We start from the raw sequence: 14,994 nt of genomic DNA, 5'->3' as shown, positions 1-14,994 counted from the left end.
GGCTAGTGAAGTCACCCCGGCGCAGCGCGGCGACTACAACCAGCCGTTCTTGCGGAAGTTGCGGTACAACAGCCCGCAGAGGGCGAGGATGACCACGATCACGGCGGGATAGCCGAACCGCCAGTGCAGCTCCGGCATGGAGTCGAAGTTCATCCCGTAGATGCCCGCGATCATCGTGGGCACCGTGATGATCGCCGCGTACGCGGTGATCTTGCGCATGTCCTGGTTCTGACGCATGGAGGTCTTGGCGAGCACGGCGTCCACCAGGGTGGTCAGCAGCTCGTTGAAGCCCGCCACGCGCTCGGCGACGCTCGACAGGTGGTCCTCGACGTCCCGGAAGTAGGACCGCACCTCGTGCGGGATCAGCGAGCTGTACCCCTCGGTGATCTTGTGCAGCGGCTTGAGCAGCGGCATCACCGCCCGGCGCAGCTCGAGGATCTCGCGCTTCATCACGTAGATCTGCTCGGGGTCCATCGCCGAGCGCGGGGCGAAGACCTCCGCCTCCATCTCGTCGATGTCGTCCTCGATGGTCTCGACGACGTCCAGGTAGGTGTCCACGACGTGGTCCGCGATGGCGTGCAGCACGGCGGCGGGGCCGAGCCCGAGCTGCTCGGGGTCCGCCTCCAGCCTGCGCCGGACCTCCTGCAGCCCGCTGTGGCGCCCGTGCCGGACCGTGACCACGAAGTCCCGCCCGACGAAGGCCTGGACCTCGCCGGTCTCGACGATCTCGTTCGCGCTGGTCGGCTCGGCGTGCCCGACGTAGCAGACGGTCTTGAGCACCATGAACAGCGAGTCGTCGTACCGCTCGAGCTTGGGGCGGTTGTGCGCGTGCACCGCGTCCTCGACGGCGAGCTCGTGCAGGCCGAAGGTGTCCGCGATGCCCTCGATCTGGTCGTCCGTGGGCTCGTGCAGCCCGATCCAGACGAAGCCCTCGCCGCGGGCGCGCACCTCGTCGATCGCGGCGTCGTGGCTCCAGCGGCCCTTGAGCCGCTCGCCGTCGACGTAGACGGCGCAGTCCACGACGTACGCGGACACGGGCACCCGGATGCGGGGCATCACGCTCGGGCGACCGTTCAGGGCGCGGTTGCCCGCGGCCTTGATCGCGGGACGGATCCTGGACAGGGGCGGCACGGCGTACCTCCTGCGGTGAGAGTCGGTTGGGACACCGGGGATCGGCACGTCCCGCCGAACCGCAGTGCTACCGAGACCGCAGTGCTACCGATCGGTGAGGACGCGCTGACTACTACTGCCTGGCGCGGGGTCCATGACGCGCGTCACCTCCTCCTTCTCGACGGGGTCCGGCCGCAGGGCCACCGGATAGATTACTCCGCCGTACGACCTATCGGCGATGGAGGCGAAGACGTTGCAGTTCGGGCGCTACTACGAGGAGTTCGAGGTCGGTGCGGTGTACAAGCACTGGCCCGGCAAGACGGTCACCGAGTACGACGACCACCTCTTCTGCCTCCTCACCATGAACCACCATCCGCTGCACATGGATGCGCACTACGCGGAGGAGACCACCGACTTCGGCAAGAACGTCGTGGTGGGCAACTACATCTACTCGCTGCTGCTGGGCATGTCGGTGCCGGACGTGTCCGGCAAGGCGATCGCCAACCTCGAGGTGGAGTCGCTCAAGCACACCAAGCCGACCTTCCACGGCGACACCATCTACGGCGAGACCACGGTGCTGGACAAGACCGAGTCGAAGTCGAAGGACGACCGCGGCGTGGTCTACGTCGAGACGATCGGCTACAAGCAGGACGGCACGGTCGTCTGCACCTTCCGGCGGAAGGTGATGGTCCCGAAGCGGTCCTACGGCGAGTCCCGCGGCGGCGAGCAGCCGGGCCGCCCCGAGCCGCAGCGCTAGGACGGCAGCGCTGGGAGAGCCCGCGAAGGGCCCTCAGTGCTGCGGCAGCACGCCCCAGCCGTCGAGGGTCTCCGCGAGGCCCTCGACGAGCGGGAGGGCGGCGAAGCCCGCCGCGTCCACCCAGCGGGCGTCGGCGGCGTCGTCCCCGGCCGCGAGGGTGCCGTCGAGGACGGTGCAGCGGTAGTCGGCGATGCGGTAGGGGCCCCGCACGACGGTCCCGACGTGCTCACCCGCGGCCACCACCAGGCCGGTCTCCTCGGCCATCTCCCGGACGAGGGCCTCGGCGTCCGTCTCGCCGGGCTCGACGCGACCGCCGGGCAGCGACCAGAGCCCGCGGCCGGGCTCCGTGCCGCGCTGGATGAGAAGGAGCCTGCCGTCCTCCGTGTGGGCGATACCCCCCACACATGCGACGTGTCGGCTACCCTCGGTCATCGGCTGTGACGGTACTCTGCCCGCGTGGCCGATGTCCCGGTGACCGGGGGCGTCGGTAGTTTCGGATCTTGCCAAGCTCCCTCGGTCGGAACGGTGGTCGTGTGAACGTCAAGAAGCTGGTCGGGATCCTGGTCCTGGTGCTGGTGATCTTCTTCGTCGTCACCGACCCCGGGGGCGCCTCGGGCACGGTCAGCTCGATCGGCAGCTGGCTGGCCGGGGTGGGCAACAGCATCATCACGTTCTTCCGCGGAGTGGCTCCCTAGTGCTCGCCCCGCGGGAGATCGACGAGTACCTGCTGCCGACCGAGCGGCGGGTCATCCGGGTGCGTCAGCACTGGGCCGTCATGATCCCGCACATCACGCAGACGGCGCTGTTCCTGATCGCCATGATCCTGATCGACCGGCTGCTCGAGGGCCGTGTCGGCGGGTGGGGCGAGGCGCTCGTCGACAACCTCACGTTCTACCTGGCGCTGGTCGCGGTGCTGCGGTTCGTCGTGAACTCCATCCTGTGGTGGATCGAGCGCATCGTCATCACCGACAAGCGTGTGATGCTGGCGCAGGGGATCATCACCCACAGCGTCGGCATGATGCCGCTCGGCAAGGTCACCGACCTCACGTTCTCCCGCACGGTCGGCGGTCGCATGCTGGGCTACGGCACGCTGATCGTGGAGTCGGCCGGGCAGATCCAGGCCCTCAACAAGATCGACTACATGCCGCGGCCCGAGGAGATCTACGAGGCCCTCTCCGAGCTGGTGTTCGGGGAGAAGGGCAAGACCCGGGCGACCGGGATGCTGGCCCGCAACCGCTGGCGGCGATAATCGCGCCCGTGGCCCTGATCGACCTGCACACCCACTCGACCGTCTCCGACGGGACCGAGACCCCGGAGGAGCTCGTCGAGACGGCGGCGGCCGCGGGGATCGGTACCCTCGCCCTGACCGACCACGACACCACCGGGGGCTGGGACCGCGCGGCGGCGGCGCTGCCCGCCGGGATGCGTCTGGTGCGGGGGGCCGAGTTCTCCTGCGTGAGCCTCACCGGCAGGCCCGCGACACCCGGGGACCGGGCGACCGTGTCGGTGCACCTGCTCGGGTACCTCTTCGACCCCACCCACGAGGCGATCGTGGCCGAGCAGCGGCGGCTGGTCGCGGAGCGGGTCGACCGGCTGCGGAGGATGGCGCAGAACGTGGCGGCGGACTACCCGCAGCTCGACGCCGACCGGATCTTCGACCACGTCCCCGAGGGCACCACGCCGGGTCGCCCGCACCTGGGCCAGGCGCTGATGCGGGCCGGGGTCGTCGGGTCGGTGAACGAGGCGTTCGCCCACATCCTGCGCAACGGCAGCCCGTACTACGTCCCCAAGTCGGACACCCCCGTCGAGCGGGCGGTGCAGATGATCGTCGACGCGGGCGGGGTGCCGGTGTTCGCGCACCCGCTCGCGCGCAAGCGGGGGCGGGTCATCGAGACCTCGGTGCTCGCCGACCTCACCGCCCTGGGACTCGCGGGCGTCGAGGTGGACCACCCGGACCACTCTCCGGAGGACCGGGAGCTGCTGCGCGGCACGGCGAAGGACCTGGGGCTGGTGCCGACGGGCTCGTCGGACTTCCACGGCACCAACAAGACCACCCCGATCGCCGCGGAGACCACCGCGCCCGAGGCCTTCGAGGAGCTGGTGGCGAAGGCGTCCGGAGTGCCCGTGGTGGCGGGCTCGTGACCCAGCTGGGCTTCGACGCGCTGTTCGGCGAGCAGGCCTGGGCGCGCCCGCTGGTCCGCGTGACCCCGGCCAGGCTCGGAACCTGGGAGGACTGCCCGCGGCGCTACCGGATGACGTACGTGGACAAGGCGCCGCGCGGGGGCCCGCGTGCGGCGAGCACGCTCGGCGCCGTCGTCCACCTGGCGTTGCGCGCGCTGCACGGCCGCCCGCCCGCCGAGCGGACGCCGGAGGCGGCCGCGGCGCTCGTGGACCGCAACTGGACCGGTGAGGGCTTCCGGGACGCCGAGCAGCAGCGGGAGTACCGGCTGCGCGCCCGCACGTGGGTGGCGGACTACGCCGCCGAGCACGTGACCGGGGCGCCGGACCCGCTCGCCGTCGAGCGGTGGGTGTCCGCGCCGACCGGGGCGATCGTGGCCGAGGGCCGGGTGGACCGGATCGACGCCGACCCGGCGGGCGGCGCGGTGATCGTCGACTACAAGACCGGACGGCACGTCCCCGCCGAGCCGGACGCGCGGGACTCCGCGGCGCTGGCCCTCTACGCGGTGGCGACGGCGGCGACCCTGCGGCGCGAGTGCCGCCGGGTGGAGCTGCACCACCTGCCCACCGGGACGGTAGCGGCCTGGGAGCACGACGACGCCTCGCTCGCGGAGCACCGGGCCCGGGCGGAGGAGGGCGCGCTGGCCGCCGCGGACGCGCAGGCCGCCGACGGCGACCCGGACGCGCTGTTCCCGCCCCGCCCCGGTCCCCGCTGCACGCGGTGCGACGTCCGGCGGAACTGCCCCGAGGGGCAGGCCGTGGGCCCCGCCGCGGCCCCGTGGGAGGGGCTGTTCGGGTGACCGTCGAGCGGGTGTCCGGACGGCTGCTGCGCGGTTTCTCCGGCGTGCTGGCGGCCGGGTTGGTCGGGCTGTTCGTGGTGCTGCTCGCCGGCTGGGTGTTCACCACCCGCACCGGCTCGCCGGGCCCCGGCGCAGGGATGCTGGTGGGCCACGGCCTGGCCGCCCTCGCGGCGGTGGCGGCGCAGGTGGTCGCGGACCGCCGCGCCGGGCGTCGGGGCGCACTGGCGGCCTGGGTCGTGATCGCCCTCGCGATCCTGGTCCTGGGCGGGTACTGGCTGTTCTGAGCGGCCGCCGCTACGCGGGCCGCAGCGCCACCAGCTCGTCACCCCGCTGCTCGTAGAGCATCTGGCCGTCCGCGGCGAGGACGACCGGGCCCGCGAACCCGCCGCGGTCCACCGGGATCGTCCGCAGCACGGCCCCCCGCACCGGATCGACCACGGCGAGCCCGGCGCGCGTCGGCAGCAGCCACGACCCGCCGTACTCGACGCCCGCGCCCAGGGTGTCCCGCAGCGTCCAGACCGGCGCCAGCCCCGAGCGGTCCAGCGCGACCGTGCGGGAACCGCTCCACCAGTAGACGCGGTCCGAGTCGCCCGCCGTGGCGCCCACGCGGTCCGCGGGCGGGGCGACCTCGGACTCCGGGACGTCCAGCCCGATCAGGCCGACCTGGTCGCCCTCCCGGTCGAGGATCTGCAGCTCCGGGGGCCCGGGCAGCAGCACGGCTGCGCGGTCCGCGGAGACGGCGAGCAGCTGCGTCCCGCGGGTCGCGAGCGGGACCGAGAACTCGACCTTGGGCGTGTCCGCGTCCCCGGTGCCGTCCGGACGCAGCACGGTGAGCCGGTCCGCGGCGTCCGCCGGGCAGTCCTCGATGACGCCGAGCCTGCCCGCGGCGACCGCGAGCGAGGTGTAGGTGCACCCGGGCCGCGGCTGGCGGTCCGGCTGGGCGGGCGCGACGACCGCGCCGTACTGCAGCGTGGTCACGAGGTCGGAGCGCATCGCCTCGAGGTAGTCCGCGCTGCTCGCCACCGCGGTGCTGCCGGAGGCGGCGAGCCGCGCCCCGGGGCGCACGTCCAGGTTCGAGGCGGGCCCGCGGGTGCCCAGGTCCGACGCGAGCGCGGTCAGCTCGCTGCACCAGGTGCCGTCCGCGGACGGGTAGAGCGCGAGGACCTGGCCGAACCCCTCGGTGACGGTGCAGAGCTCGCGGTCGCGCGTGTAGGTCCAGCGCTCGGCCCCGGTGGTGGCGTCCCGACCCACGACGGTGCCGCCCGCCGCCGTCACGACGCCCGGGCCGGACACGACGGGCACCGGCGCCGCCGCGCTGGGGGCCCGCCAGGCCTCGACGAGCGCGGCGGGCGGGACGTCCGGGGCGGGTGCGGGCTGCACCCCGGGGGAGGTGGCGGGCACGGACTCGGTGTTCGCGGCCGGGCTGCTCAGCCCGTACCCGACGGCGACCGCGACCACCAGCAGAACGAGGAACGCCGCCACCGCGAGGTCCCCGCGGCGGCGGCGTTCCGGACGTTCTCGGGCGCGCAGCACCCGACCTAAGCTAGCTGGCTGCGGACTCCGGCTCGGAGCCGGCCTCGGCGGCGTTCCCCTCGGACCCGCCCGTGCGGCGTCGCCCGCCCCGACGACGGCGGCGGCGCGGCTTGCCCTCGCCGTCTCCCGACGCGGAGGCCTCCGGCCCGCTGGCGGGTGCCTCGGTGGGGGCCGCGGGGCCCTCGGTGACCTCGGTGACCTCGGGGGCGGGCCTGGCGCCCGCCGGGCCCGCGACGGGCACGCCGTTGCGGCTGCGGGTGCGGGTGCGCTCGCGGGTCTTGCGTGCGGGCCGGTCGTCTCGGTCCTTGCCGCGCTTGGGCCGCCCGCCGTGGTCGCCCTCGGTGTCCACGTACTCCGCGGACAGCCCGGCGCGCGTGCGCTTGGCCAGCGGCAGCCGCCCGGTGGCGCTCGTGGGCACGTCCAGGTCGGTGTAGAGGTGCTCGCTCGTCGAGTAGGTCTCGACCGGCTCGACGATGGCGAGGCCCAGGTCCTCGGCCACCATCTTCCAGCGGGGGATCTCGTCCCAGTCGACGAGGGTGACCGCGACGCCGGTCTTGCCTGCGCGGCCGGTGCGGCCGATCCGGTGGACGTAGGTCTTGGAGTCCTCGGGGCACTGGTAGTTGATCACGTGCGTGACGTCCGTGACGTCGATGCCGCGGGCCGCGACGTCCGTGGCGACCAGCACGTCCACCTTGCCGGAGCGGAAGGCGCGCAGCGCCTGCTCGCGGGCGCCCTGGCCGAGGTCGCCGTGCACCGCGGCGGCGGCGAACCCGCGCTCGGCGAGGTCGTCCGCCACCCGCTGGACGGTGCGCTTGGTGCGGGCGAAGATCATGGTCAGGCCGCGGTCCTTGGCCTGCAGCACGCGCGTGACCAGCTCGACCTTATCCATCGCGTGGGCGCGGTAGACGAACTGCGTGGTGCGCTCGTGGATCGAGCCCTGGTCCGCCTCCTCCGCCCGGATGTGGGTCGGCTGGCGCAGGAACGCGCGGGACAGCGCGATGATCGGGCCCGGCATGGTGGCCGAGAAGAGCATGGTGTGCCGCTCGTCCGGCAGCATCCGCATGATGCGCTCGACATCCGGCAGGAAGCCCAGGTCGAGCATCTCGTCCGCCTCGTCGAGGACCAGGGCCTTGACCCGGCCGAGGACGAGGTGGCGCTGCTCGGCCAGGTCGAGGAGCCTGCCGGGGGTGCCGACCACCACGTCGACGCCCTTGCGCAGCGCGGCGAGCTGGGGCTCGTAGGCCCGCCCGCCGTAGATCGCGGTGACCCGGATGCCGAGGTGCTTGCCCGCGTCCGCCAGGTCCTGGGCCACCTGCACGCACAGCTCGCGCGTGGGGACCACGACCAGCGCCTGCGGGACGTCCCGCTCGCGGTCCGCGGCCTCGCCCTCGGCCGTGGCGGCGGGGCGCTCCGAGGGCGGGGTGACCCGCTGGAGCAGCGGCACGCCGAAGCCCAGGGTCTTGCCGGTGCCGGTGCGCGCCTGGCCGATCACGTCCTCGCCCGCGAGGGCGAGCGGGAGGGTCAGCTCCTGGATGGCGAAGGTGCGCTCGATGCCCGCCTCGGCCAGTGCCCGCACGATCTCGGGGTGCACCCCGAGCTCGGCGAACGTGGGGGACTCCGGCTTCACCGGGGCACCCGCGGTCAGCGGGTGGGCCGTCTCCGTGGCCTCGGGGTCCACGGTCTCGGCGGGTTCGGGGGTGACGTCGTCAGGTGTCACCGTGGGGGTGTCGATGGACTCGCTCAGCGGGATCGCCTCTCTCCGCGTACAGGAGCCGGGCGCCCGGTTCGTCGACCAGCGGCTGGGGAAGCCCGGCTGGGAGAACCGTTCCGAGGCGCTGTACGCACCAGTTCGTGTGCACGCCGGTGAGTCGGGCGCCCGGTGGCGCCGACCCGTTACCCGGCGATATCGCAGTAGGTCCGCGCGGCGGGCCGACCATGCTTCTGTCACGGTGTCGATCGCTGCGCGCAGCGCCATCATACCCCCGGCCCGCGGACGGAGGCACGGTGACGTGCGCCGCGACCGGGGCGTGTCGTCCCGGCGCGGCCCCGGGGCCGGGGCACTAGGCTCGGTGACCATGGCGGAGCAGGCGGAGGCGGCGGTCCCGGAGGGTGCGAGCCGGCGGGCGATCGTCGACCTGCTGGGGGCGCTGGCCTACGGGGAGCTGTCGGCCTTCGACCGGCTGGCGGAGGACGCCCGCACGGCCCCGACGCTGGGCGGCCGGGCGGCGCTCTCGGCGATGGCCGCCGCCGAGATGGGCCACTTCAAGCTGCTCGAGGAGCACCTCGCGCGCTTCGACGTGGGGATCGCCGAGGCGATGCGCCCGTTCGTCGTCGGGGTGGACGCCTACCACGCCACCACCCGTCCGCGGACGTGGCTGGAGTCGCTGGTCAAGGCCTACGTGGGGGACGGGCTGGCCGCGGACTTCTACCGCGAGGTCGCGGGGTGGGTGGACGGGCCGACCGGGGAGCTGGTCCGGCAGGTGCTCGCCGACACCGGGCACTCCGCGTTCGCCGAGCGGGAGGTCCACGCGGCGTGCGCGGCGAACCGCCAGGTCCGGGACCGGCTCGCGCTGTGGGGGCGACGGCTGCTCGGCGAGGCCGTCACGCAGGCCCAGCACATCGTGGCCGAGCGGGACGAGCTGGCGGACTTCATCGTCCGCGGGTCCGGGGACATCGCCGGTATCGCGGCGCTGATCAAACGGCTGCAGAGCAACCACGGCAAGCGGATGGCGGCGCTGGGGCTCAACTGAGTTACGCCCCTGGCGGACGCGGCCGAGCGGGGCCGCGGCACTCGACTAGCCTGGGCGGCGTTGTCCCACCCGTACGTGAAGTCACCCTGGAGGTTCCCGGTGGAGGTCAAGATCGGCATCGCGGAGAGCCCGCGGGAGCTCGTGGTGTCCAGCGACCAGACCGCTGACGAGGTCGAGAAGCTCGTGTCCGACGCACTCAAGTCCGCCGACGGCACGCTGTCGCTCGTGGACGAGAAGGGGCGCAAGTACCTCATCCCGGCCACGCGGATCTCCTACGTCGAGATCGCGCCGTCGTCCGCGGCGAAGGTCGGTTTCGGCAGCTGACGAGCCGGAGACGCGAACGGCACCCCGCTGCGGGGTGCCGTTCGTGCGTCCAGGGCCCGAGGCTCAGCTCCCCTGGGCCCGCGGGACCGTCCGCAGGACGGGCGGCTGCTCCTGGTCGCCCAGCATCCCGTGCGCCCCGTCCCAGATCAGGGCCGTGAGGTAGCCGGTGAGGTCCGCGCGGCTCATCGTCCGGCGCTCCAGCCACCAGTCGCCCGCGCTCTGCACCATGCCGACCAGCCCGTGTGCCCAGGCCTCGGCGCCGCCGGAGTCCCGGCCCGCCGCGCGCAGCCGGGCCCCGAGCAGCTGCGAGAGCAGGGTGGCGATCTGGCTCCGGACGTCGTCGACGATCTCGGTGGCCGTCTCCCGCTCGACCGGGGCGTGCACCACGAACCGCCACAGCTCGGGCTCGTCCTCGATGCCTGCGAGGAAGGCGTCGACGACCGCGGCGATCTGCGCGCGCGGGGCCAGGTCCTCGGTGAGGGCGGGCGCGATCCGCTCCATCAGGTCCTCGGCCGCCCGCTGCCCCACGGCCCGCTGCAGGTCCGCGCGGTCGTCGAAGTGCCGGTAGAGGACCGGCTTGGTGATCCCGGCGCTCGCCGCCATCTCCGCGACCGACACCCGGGCACCGTGCCTGCGGACGGCCGCCATCGCCGCCTCGACCATCTCGGCGCGGCGTTCCGCGCGACGGTCGGCTCGGGCGTTCCGCTTGACAGTGGCGTCGTCCTGGGGCACGTTACCAGTGGTAACAGTTACTACGGGTAACAACAAGTCGGGAGGTCCCCGTGCGAGTCCTCGTCACCGGTGCGAGCGGCGGGTTCGGCGCCCCGACGGTCACCCGTCTGCGCGCAGGCGGTGCGCGGGTGGTGGGCCTGGACGTCCGTCCGGCGGACGGCGTCCTGGCCTGCGACATCACCGACCAGGCCGCCGTCGACCTGGCCGTGGCGGCGGCGGTTCGGACCCTCGGCGGGCTGGACGCGGTGGTCCACTACGCGGGCATCGGCACCCCGAACGACGCGGGCGGCCCCCTCGAGCCGGACGCGATGGCGGTCATCGACACCAACCTCCTCGGGGCGTGGCGGGTCACCGCGGCGGCGCTGCCCGCGCTGCTGGACTCCCCGGGCAGGGCGCGCGTGGTCTTCGTGTCCAGCGAGCTCGCCTACCTCACCCTCCCGTTCGTCTCGGCCTACAGCGTGGCCAAGCGCGGGATGACCGCGTACGCGGACGCGCTGCGGCTCGAGTACGGCACGGACCTGCACGTCACGACGGTCTACCCCGGGTACGTCCGGACCGCGATCCACGAGGCGGGCCGGCAGGTCGGGCTCAGCCTGGAGGGGCAGGTCCGCGCCGAGGAGGTCGACGACATCGTCGGCACCGTGCTGCGCCAGCTCGCCGCGAGGCGGCCGCGGCGCGACACCGCGGGCACCCTCGCCGGACAGGTCGAGCTGTGGGCGGGCAGGCACCTGCCCGGGATCGTCTCCCGCGTCGTCGTCGCGCGGGTGCGCAGGCAGGTTGCCGCGGGCCGGTTCGACTCGGTCGAGCCGGCCAAGGGCCTGGTCCACCGGTTCACGTCGCGGAGCGCGCGGTGAAGGCGGCGGACGGAGCCGAGCTGCACGGGATCGTGACCGGCCACGGCCCGGTCACGGTCGTGCTGGTGCACGGCTGGACGCTCGACGAGACCTGCTGGGCCCCCGTCGCGGACCGGCTGCCCGGCACGCGCGTGGTCCGCTACGACCACCGCGGGCACGGCCGCTCGGCCACGGTCGAGCCCGCGACGATGACGATCGACCAGCTCGCGGACGACCTCGCCGAGGTGATCGCCGCGGTCGCGCCCGAGGGCCCGCTGGTCCTCGCCGGGCACTCCATGGGCGGCATGACGACCATGGCGCTGGCCGAACGGCACCCGGAGGTCGCGGCACGTGTCCGCGGGCTGGCCCTGGTGGCGACGGCCGCGGCCGGGCTCGGCGAGCTCACGTTCGGCCTGCCGCCCAAGCTCCTGCAGGCCCTGCGGTCGCGCGAGGACCGGCTGTACTCGTCGAAGCGCTGGACCTCCCGCACCGCGCTGAGCACGCACCCGAAGCTGCTGGAGCCGTGGATGCGGGCGATGCTCGTGGGCAAGCGGCCCTCCCGCAGCGCGCTGCGGACCACCACGGACGTGATCGCGGCCTGCCGTCCGGTCACCGTCTCGGGGTTCCTGCCCACGCTGGAGGCGCACGACCGGCTCGGCGCGCTCGCCACGTACACCCGGATCCCGGTGCACGTCATGGTGGGCACGCGGGACCGGCTGACCCCGCCGCGGTTCTCCCGCGAGATCCGCGACCGGCTGCCGGACGCGGAGCTGACCGTCTTCCCGGACGCGGGGCACATGCTGCCGCTCGAGCGCCCGGACGGCGTCGCCCGCCGGATCGCCGCCCTGGCGGGCGTCGCCGTCCCCGCCCAGTGACGACCCGGCCACCCCAGGGCTCTCGGGGTGGCCGGGTGACCCCTACTGGTGCTCGTGCACGAGCGGGAAGCCCGCCAGGCCCCGCCAGGCGAGCGCCGACATCAGCCCGACCGCCTCGTCCCGCGGGATGTGCTGGTCGGAGTCCAGCCAGTACTGGGCCGTGACCTGTGACAACCCCACCAGCCCGACGGCGAGCAGGCGCGCCCGCTGCTGGTCCAGGCCCGCATCCTCGGTCACCACCGCGGCCACGGCGTCGATGCACTTGGTGAGCGCGCCGTCCACCAGCGCGGCCGCCTCGGGCTCACCGCGCAGGTCCGACTCGAACACGAGCCGGTAGGCATGGCCCTCGCCCGCCACGAAGTCGAAGTAGGCGGCCACCGCGGCGTGGACCCGCTCGCGGTTGTCCGAGGTGGTGGAGATGGCGCTGCGGACCCGGGCGACCAGTTCGTCCGCATAGGTCGTGAGCAGCGCGCGGTAGAGCTCGAGCTTGCCCGGGAAGTGCTGGTACAGCACCGGCTTGCTGACGCCCGCCTTCTCGGCGATGTCGTCCATCGCCGCGGCGTGGTAGCCGTGCGCCGCGAAGACGTCCCGCGCGGCGACGAGTAGCTGGGCCCGCCGGGCGCTGCGGGAGAGCCGGGCGCCCCGTGCCGGGGCCTGAACCGAACCGGACGCCGCCGCTGCCGCCTCGCTCATCGTGTCCCCCTACGTGCTCGCGTGCCCGCCCACCTTACCCATCGGTAGCCCCGAATGTGTGACGACGCGTGCGGGAACGGTGAGCCCCGCCCGTCGGCGAGGACGAGGCCTGCGGGACGGCACTGCGGAAACCCCGCAGGCGCAGGCTGTTGGCCACCACGAAGACCGAGCTGAAGGCCATCGCGGCCCCCGCGATCATGGGGTTGAGCAGACCGAGGGCGGCCAGTGGCAGGGCGGCGACGTTGTAGGCGAAGGCCCAGAACAGGTTGCCCTTGATCGTGCCGAGGGTGCGCCGCGCCAGCCGGATCGCGTCCACCGCGGCCAGCAGGTCCCCGCGGACGAGGGTGAGGTCGGAGGCCTCGATCGCCGCGTCCGTGCCGGTGCCCATGGCGAGGCCGAGATCGGCGGTGGCGAGCGCCGCGGCGTCGTTCACGCCGTCCCCGACCATCGCGACCGCCCGGCCCTCGGCCTGCAGCCGCTGCACGGCTGCGACCTTCTCCTCCGGCATCACCTCGGCGAGCACCTCGGTGATCCCGACCTCGGCCGCGACGGCCCGCGCCGCGGCCTCGTTGTCCCCGGTCAGCAACACGGGGGTGAGGCCGAGCCCGCGCAGCCTCTCGATCGCCTCGGCGCTCGTCGGCTTGACGGTGTCGGCCACGACGAGCACCCCGCGCGCCCAGCCGTCCCAGCTCACGCAGACCGCCGTGCGGCCCGCGGCCTCGGCCCGCTCCTTGGCCTCCGCGAGCTGTCTCGGCAGCCGGATCCCGTACTCGGCCAGCAGCGACGGCCGCCCGACGAGCACGGCGTGCGCCACCACCCGACCGGCACCCCCCACCGGGGTGAGCGGGGCCGCGCCGGTGATGGTGCGCACCGGCTCGGGCAGCCCGGGGAGCTGCGCGAGCTCGGCCACCACCCCCTGCACACCCAGCCCCGGGCGGCTCTCGAAGTCCGACACCCCGGGCAGCGAGCCGAACCGCTCGCGACCGGCGGCGGCGACCGCGCGCGCGACCGGGTGCTCGGAGCCGTCCTCGACGGCGGCGGCGAGCCGCAGCAGCGTGTCGGCGGCCTCGCCACCCGCCGTGTGCACCTCGACGAGCCGCATCCGGCCCGCCGTGACGGTGCCGGTCTTGTCCAGGACGATCGTGTCGACCCGGCGCGTGGACTCCAGCACCTCCGGACCCTTGATCAGCACACCGAGCTGCGCCCCGCGCCCGGTCCCGACCAGCAGCGCGGTGGGCGTGGCCAGCCCCAGTGCACAGGGGCAGGCGATGATCAGCACCGCGACGGCCGCGGTGAACGCGGCCGCCGTGCCTGCCCCGCTGCCCAGCCAGAACCCGAGCGTGCCCACGGCCAGCGCGATCACGATCGGCACGAACACCCCGGCGACCCGGTCGGCCAGCCGCTGGACCGAGGCCTTGCCGCTCTGCGCCTGCTCGACCAGCTGCGCCATCCGCGCCAGCTGGGTGTCCGCGCCGACGCGGGTGGCCCGCACGACCAGCCGTCCGCCCTCGTTCACACAGCCGCCGACGACCGCCGAGCCGGGGGAGACCTCGGCGGGCACGGACTCGCCGGTGATCATGGAGACGTCGACGGCGGAGGTGCCGTCGACGACCTCCCCGTCCGTCGCGACCTTCTCGCCGGGCCGCACCACGAAGCGGTCCCCGACGGCCAGCTGCTCGATCGGGATGCGCTGCTCGGTGGGCGGGGAGGCATCGTCGCGCAGGACCGCGACGTCCTTCGCGCCCAGCTCCAGCAGCGCGCGCAGGGCCGCGCCCGCGGTGCGCTTGGACCTCGCCTCGAAGTACCGGCCCGCGAGGATGAAGGTGGTGACGCCCGCCGCGACCTCGAGGTAGATCGCGTCCGTGCCGCCGGACCGGTCGATGGTCAGCTCGAACGGGTGCGTCATGCCCGGCACGCCCGCCTCGCCCCAGAGCAGGGCGTAGAGCGACCAGGCCAGTGCGGCCAGCGTGCCCAGCGACACGAGCGTGTCCATGCTCGCGGCGCCGTGCCGCAGGTTCACGAGGGCGGAGCGGTGGAAGGGGTACGCCCCCCACACCACGACCGGCGCCGCGAGCGTGAGCGAGATCCACTGCCAGTTCACGAACTGCCAGGCCGGGACCATCGCCAGCAGGATCACCGGGACGGCGAGCGCGGCGCTGACGAGCAGTCGGTCCCGGAGCCCGCGGGTCGGGTCGACCGGCTCCGCGGACTCCTCCTCCGACGGTGGCCGGGGCAGCTGCGCGGTGTAGCCGGCGGCCTCGACGGTGGCCACCAGCTCCTCGGGCGCGAGCCCCGGGGGATAGCTGACCGTCGCCTTCTCGGTCGCGTAGTTCACGGAGGCGGTGACGCCGTCCAGCTTGTTCAGCTTGCGCTCGATGCGGTTGGCGCAGGCCGCACAGGTCATGCCGC

17 protein-coding genes are annotated in these 14,994 nt (G+C 74.0%); 10 read left to right on the top strand and 7 right to left on the bottom strand.

Annotated features, from left to right (window positions below; all coding sequences use genetic code 11):
• Window positions 1-33: 33 nt before the first annotated feature.
• Window positions 34-1,056, bottom strand: coding sequence for a magnesium/cobalt transporter CorA (gene corA / locus ABD993_RS34470; RefSeq protein WP_345428615.1), 1,023 nt, complete (start codon window positions 1,054-1,056; stop codon window positions 34-36).
• Window positions 1,057-1,363: 307 nt separating this feature from the next.
• Here corA and ABD993_RS34465 point away from each other — a divergent pair, with 307 nt between their 5' ends.
• Window positions 1,364-1,867, top strand: coding sequence for a MaoC family dehydratase (locus tag ABD993_RS34465; protein WP_345428614.1), 504 nt, complete (start codon window positions 1,364-1,366; stop codon window positions 1,865-1,867).
• Window positions 1,868-1,900: 33 nt separating this feature from the next.
• On the opposite strand, the gene ABD993_RS34460 is transcribed toward ABD993_RS34465, so the two are convergent.
• Window positions 1,901-2,299 carry an NUDIX hydrolase gene (locus ABD993_RS34460; RefSeq protein WP_345427532.1) on the bottom strand — a complete coding sequence of 133 codons (399 nt, stop codon included), beginning with the start codon at window positions 2,297-2,299 and terminating at the stop codon, window positions 1,901-1,903.
• A gap of 101 nt (window positions 2,300-2,400) precedes the next feature.
• Between ABD993_RS34460 and ABD993_RS34455 the strand changes: the two genes are divergently transcribed.
• From ABD993_RS34455 to ABD993_RS34435, 5 genes are read left to right on the top strand one after another with little or no spacing between them, the layout of a single operon-like run.
• Window positions 2,401-2,562, top strand: a complete 162-nt coding sequence (locus tag ABD993_RS34455) for a hypothetical protein (protein WP_345427530.1) — start codon at window positions 2,401-2,403, stop codon at window positions 2,560-2,562.
• Window positions 2,562-3,116 (top strand): PH domain-containing protein, encoded by a 555-nt coding sequence (locus ABD993_RS34450; RefSeq protein ID WP_345427528.1) that lies wholly within the window; start codon window positions 2,562-2,564, stop codon window positions 3,114-3,116. The genes ABD993_RS34455 and ABD993_RS34450 overlap by 1 nt, the downstream gene beginning before the upstream one ends.
• A gap of 8 nt (window positions 3,117-3,124) precedes the next feature.
• Complete coding sequence (locus tag ABD993_RS34445; protein WP_345427526.1) at window positions 3,125-4,009, top strand: PHP domain-containing protein; 885 nt, start codon at window positions 3,125-3,127, stop codon at window positions 4,007-4,009.
• Window positions 4,006-4,845 (top strand): RecB family exonuclease, encoded by an 840-nt coding sequence (locus ABD993_RS34440; RefSeq protein ID WP_345427524.1) that lies wholly within the window; start codon window positions 4,006-4,008, stop codon window positions 4,843-4,845. Before ABD993_RS34445 ends, ABD993_RS34440 begins: the two co-directional genes overlap by 4 nt.
• Window positions 4,842-5,129, top strand: coding sequence for a hypothetical protein (locus ABD993_RS34435; RefSeq protein WP_345427522.1), 288 nt, complete (start codon window positions 4,842-4,844; stop codon window positions 5,127-5,129). Before ABD993_RS34440 ends, ABD993_RS34435 begins: the two co-directional genes overlap by 4 nt.
• A gap of 10 nt (window positions 5,130-5,139) precedes the next feature.
• Here ABD993_RS34435 and ABD993_RS34430 read toward each other — a convergent pair whose 3' ends face one another.
• Together ABD993_RS34430 and ABD993_RS34425 are read right to left on the bottom strand one after the other, a co-directional pair.
• Window positions 5,140-6,378 (bottom strand): Rv3212 family protein, encoded by a 1,239-nt coding sequence (locus ABD993_RS34430; protein ID WP_345427520.1) that lies wholly within the window; start codon window positions 6,376-6,378, stop codon window positions 5,140-5,142.
• A gap of 10 nt (window positions 6,379-6,388) precedes the next feature.
• Window positions 6,389-8,095 (bottom strand): DEAD/DEAH box helicase, encoded by a 1,707-nt coding sequence (locus tag ABD993_RS34425; protein ID WP_345427518.1) that lies wholly within the window; start codon window positions 8,093-8,095, stop codon window positions 6,389-6,391.
• A gap of 358 nt (window positions 8,096-8,453) precedes the next feature.
• On the opposite strand from ABD993_RS34425, the gene ABD993_RS34420 reads away from it, so the two are divergent.
• Together ABD993_RS34420 and ABD993_RS34415 are read left to right on the top strand one after the other, a co-directional pair.
• The gene (locus ABD993_RS34420) at window positions 8,454-9,128 is read left to right on the top strand and encodes a ferritin-like fold-containing protein (RefSeq protein WP_345427516.1); all 675 of its coding nucleotides are present in this window, start codon (window positions 8,454-8,456) and stop codon (window positions 9,126-9,128) included.
• Window positions 9,129-9,227: 99 nt separating this feature from the next.
• Entirely contained in the window at window positions 9,228-9,452 is a 225-nt protein-coding gene (locus ABD993_RS34415; RefSeq protein WP_345427514.1) for a DUF3107 domain-containing protein, read from the top strand.
• A gap of 63 nt (window positions 9,453-9,515) precedes the next feature.
• On the opposite strand, the gene ABD993_RS34410 is transcribed toward ABD993_RS34415, so the two are convergent.
• Window positions 9,516-10,184: a TetR family transcriptional regulator gene (locus ABD993_RS34410; RefSeq protein ID WP_345427512.1), complete on the bottom strand. Its 669-nt coding sequence runs from the start codon at window positions 10,182-10,184 to the stop codon at window positions 9,516-9,518.
• Window positions 10,185-10,234: 50 nt separating this feature from the next.
• Here ABD993_RS34410 and ABD993_RS34405 point away from each other — a divergent pair, with 50 nt between their 5' ends.
• Together ABD993_RS34405 and ABD993_RS34400 are read left to right on the top strand one after the other, a co-directional pair.
• A complete protein-coding gene (locus ABD993_RS34405) occupies window positions 10,235-11,038 on the top strand; it encodes an SDR family NAD(P)-dependent oxidoreductase (RefSeq protein WP_345427510.1) in 804 nt (267 codons plus the stop codon).
• The gene (locus ABD993_RS34400) at window positions 11,035-11,892 is read left to right on the top strand and encodes an alpha/beta fold hydrolase (protein WP_345427508.1); all 858 of its coding nucleotides are present in this window, start codon (window positions 11,035-11,037) and stop codon (window positions 11,890-11,892) included. The genes ABD993_RS34405 and ABD993_RS34400 overlap by 4 nt, the downstream gene beginning before the upstream one ends.
• Window positions 11,893-11,934: 42 nt before the next feature.
• Here ABD993_RS34400 and ABD993_RS34395 read toward each other — a convergent pair whose 3' ends face one another.
• Both ABD993_RS34395 and ABD993_RS34390 read right to left on the bottom strand, forming a co-directional pair.
• Window positions 11,935-12,585, bottom strand: a complete 651-nt coding sequence (locus tag ABD993_RS34395) for a TetR/AcrR family transcriptional regulator (RefSeq protein ID WP_345427506.1) — start codon at window positions 12,583-12,585, stop codon at window positions 11,935-11,937.
• Between the two features lie 34 nt (window positions 12,586-12,619).
• Window positions 12,620-14,989, bottom strand: coding sequence for a heavy metal translocating P-type ATPase (locus ABD993_RS34390; RefSeq protein WP_345428612.1), 2,370 nt, complete (start codon window positions 14,987-14,989; stop codon window positions 12,620-12,622).
• Between the last annotated feature and the right edge of the window lie 5 nt (window positions 14,990-14,994).

The sequence above is a fragment of the Pseudonocardia xishanensis genome (assembly GCF_039541715.1).
GTDB lineage: Bacteria > Actinomycetota > Actinomycetes > Mycobacteriales > Pseudonocardiaceae > Pseudonocardia > Pseudonocardia xishanensis.
The sequence above is the reverse complement of the archived record's forward strand: the minus strand, read 5'-3'. Positions and strand labels throughout refer to the sequence as shown.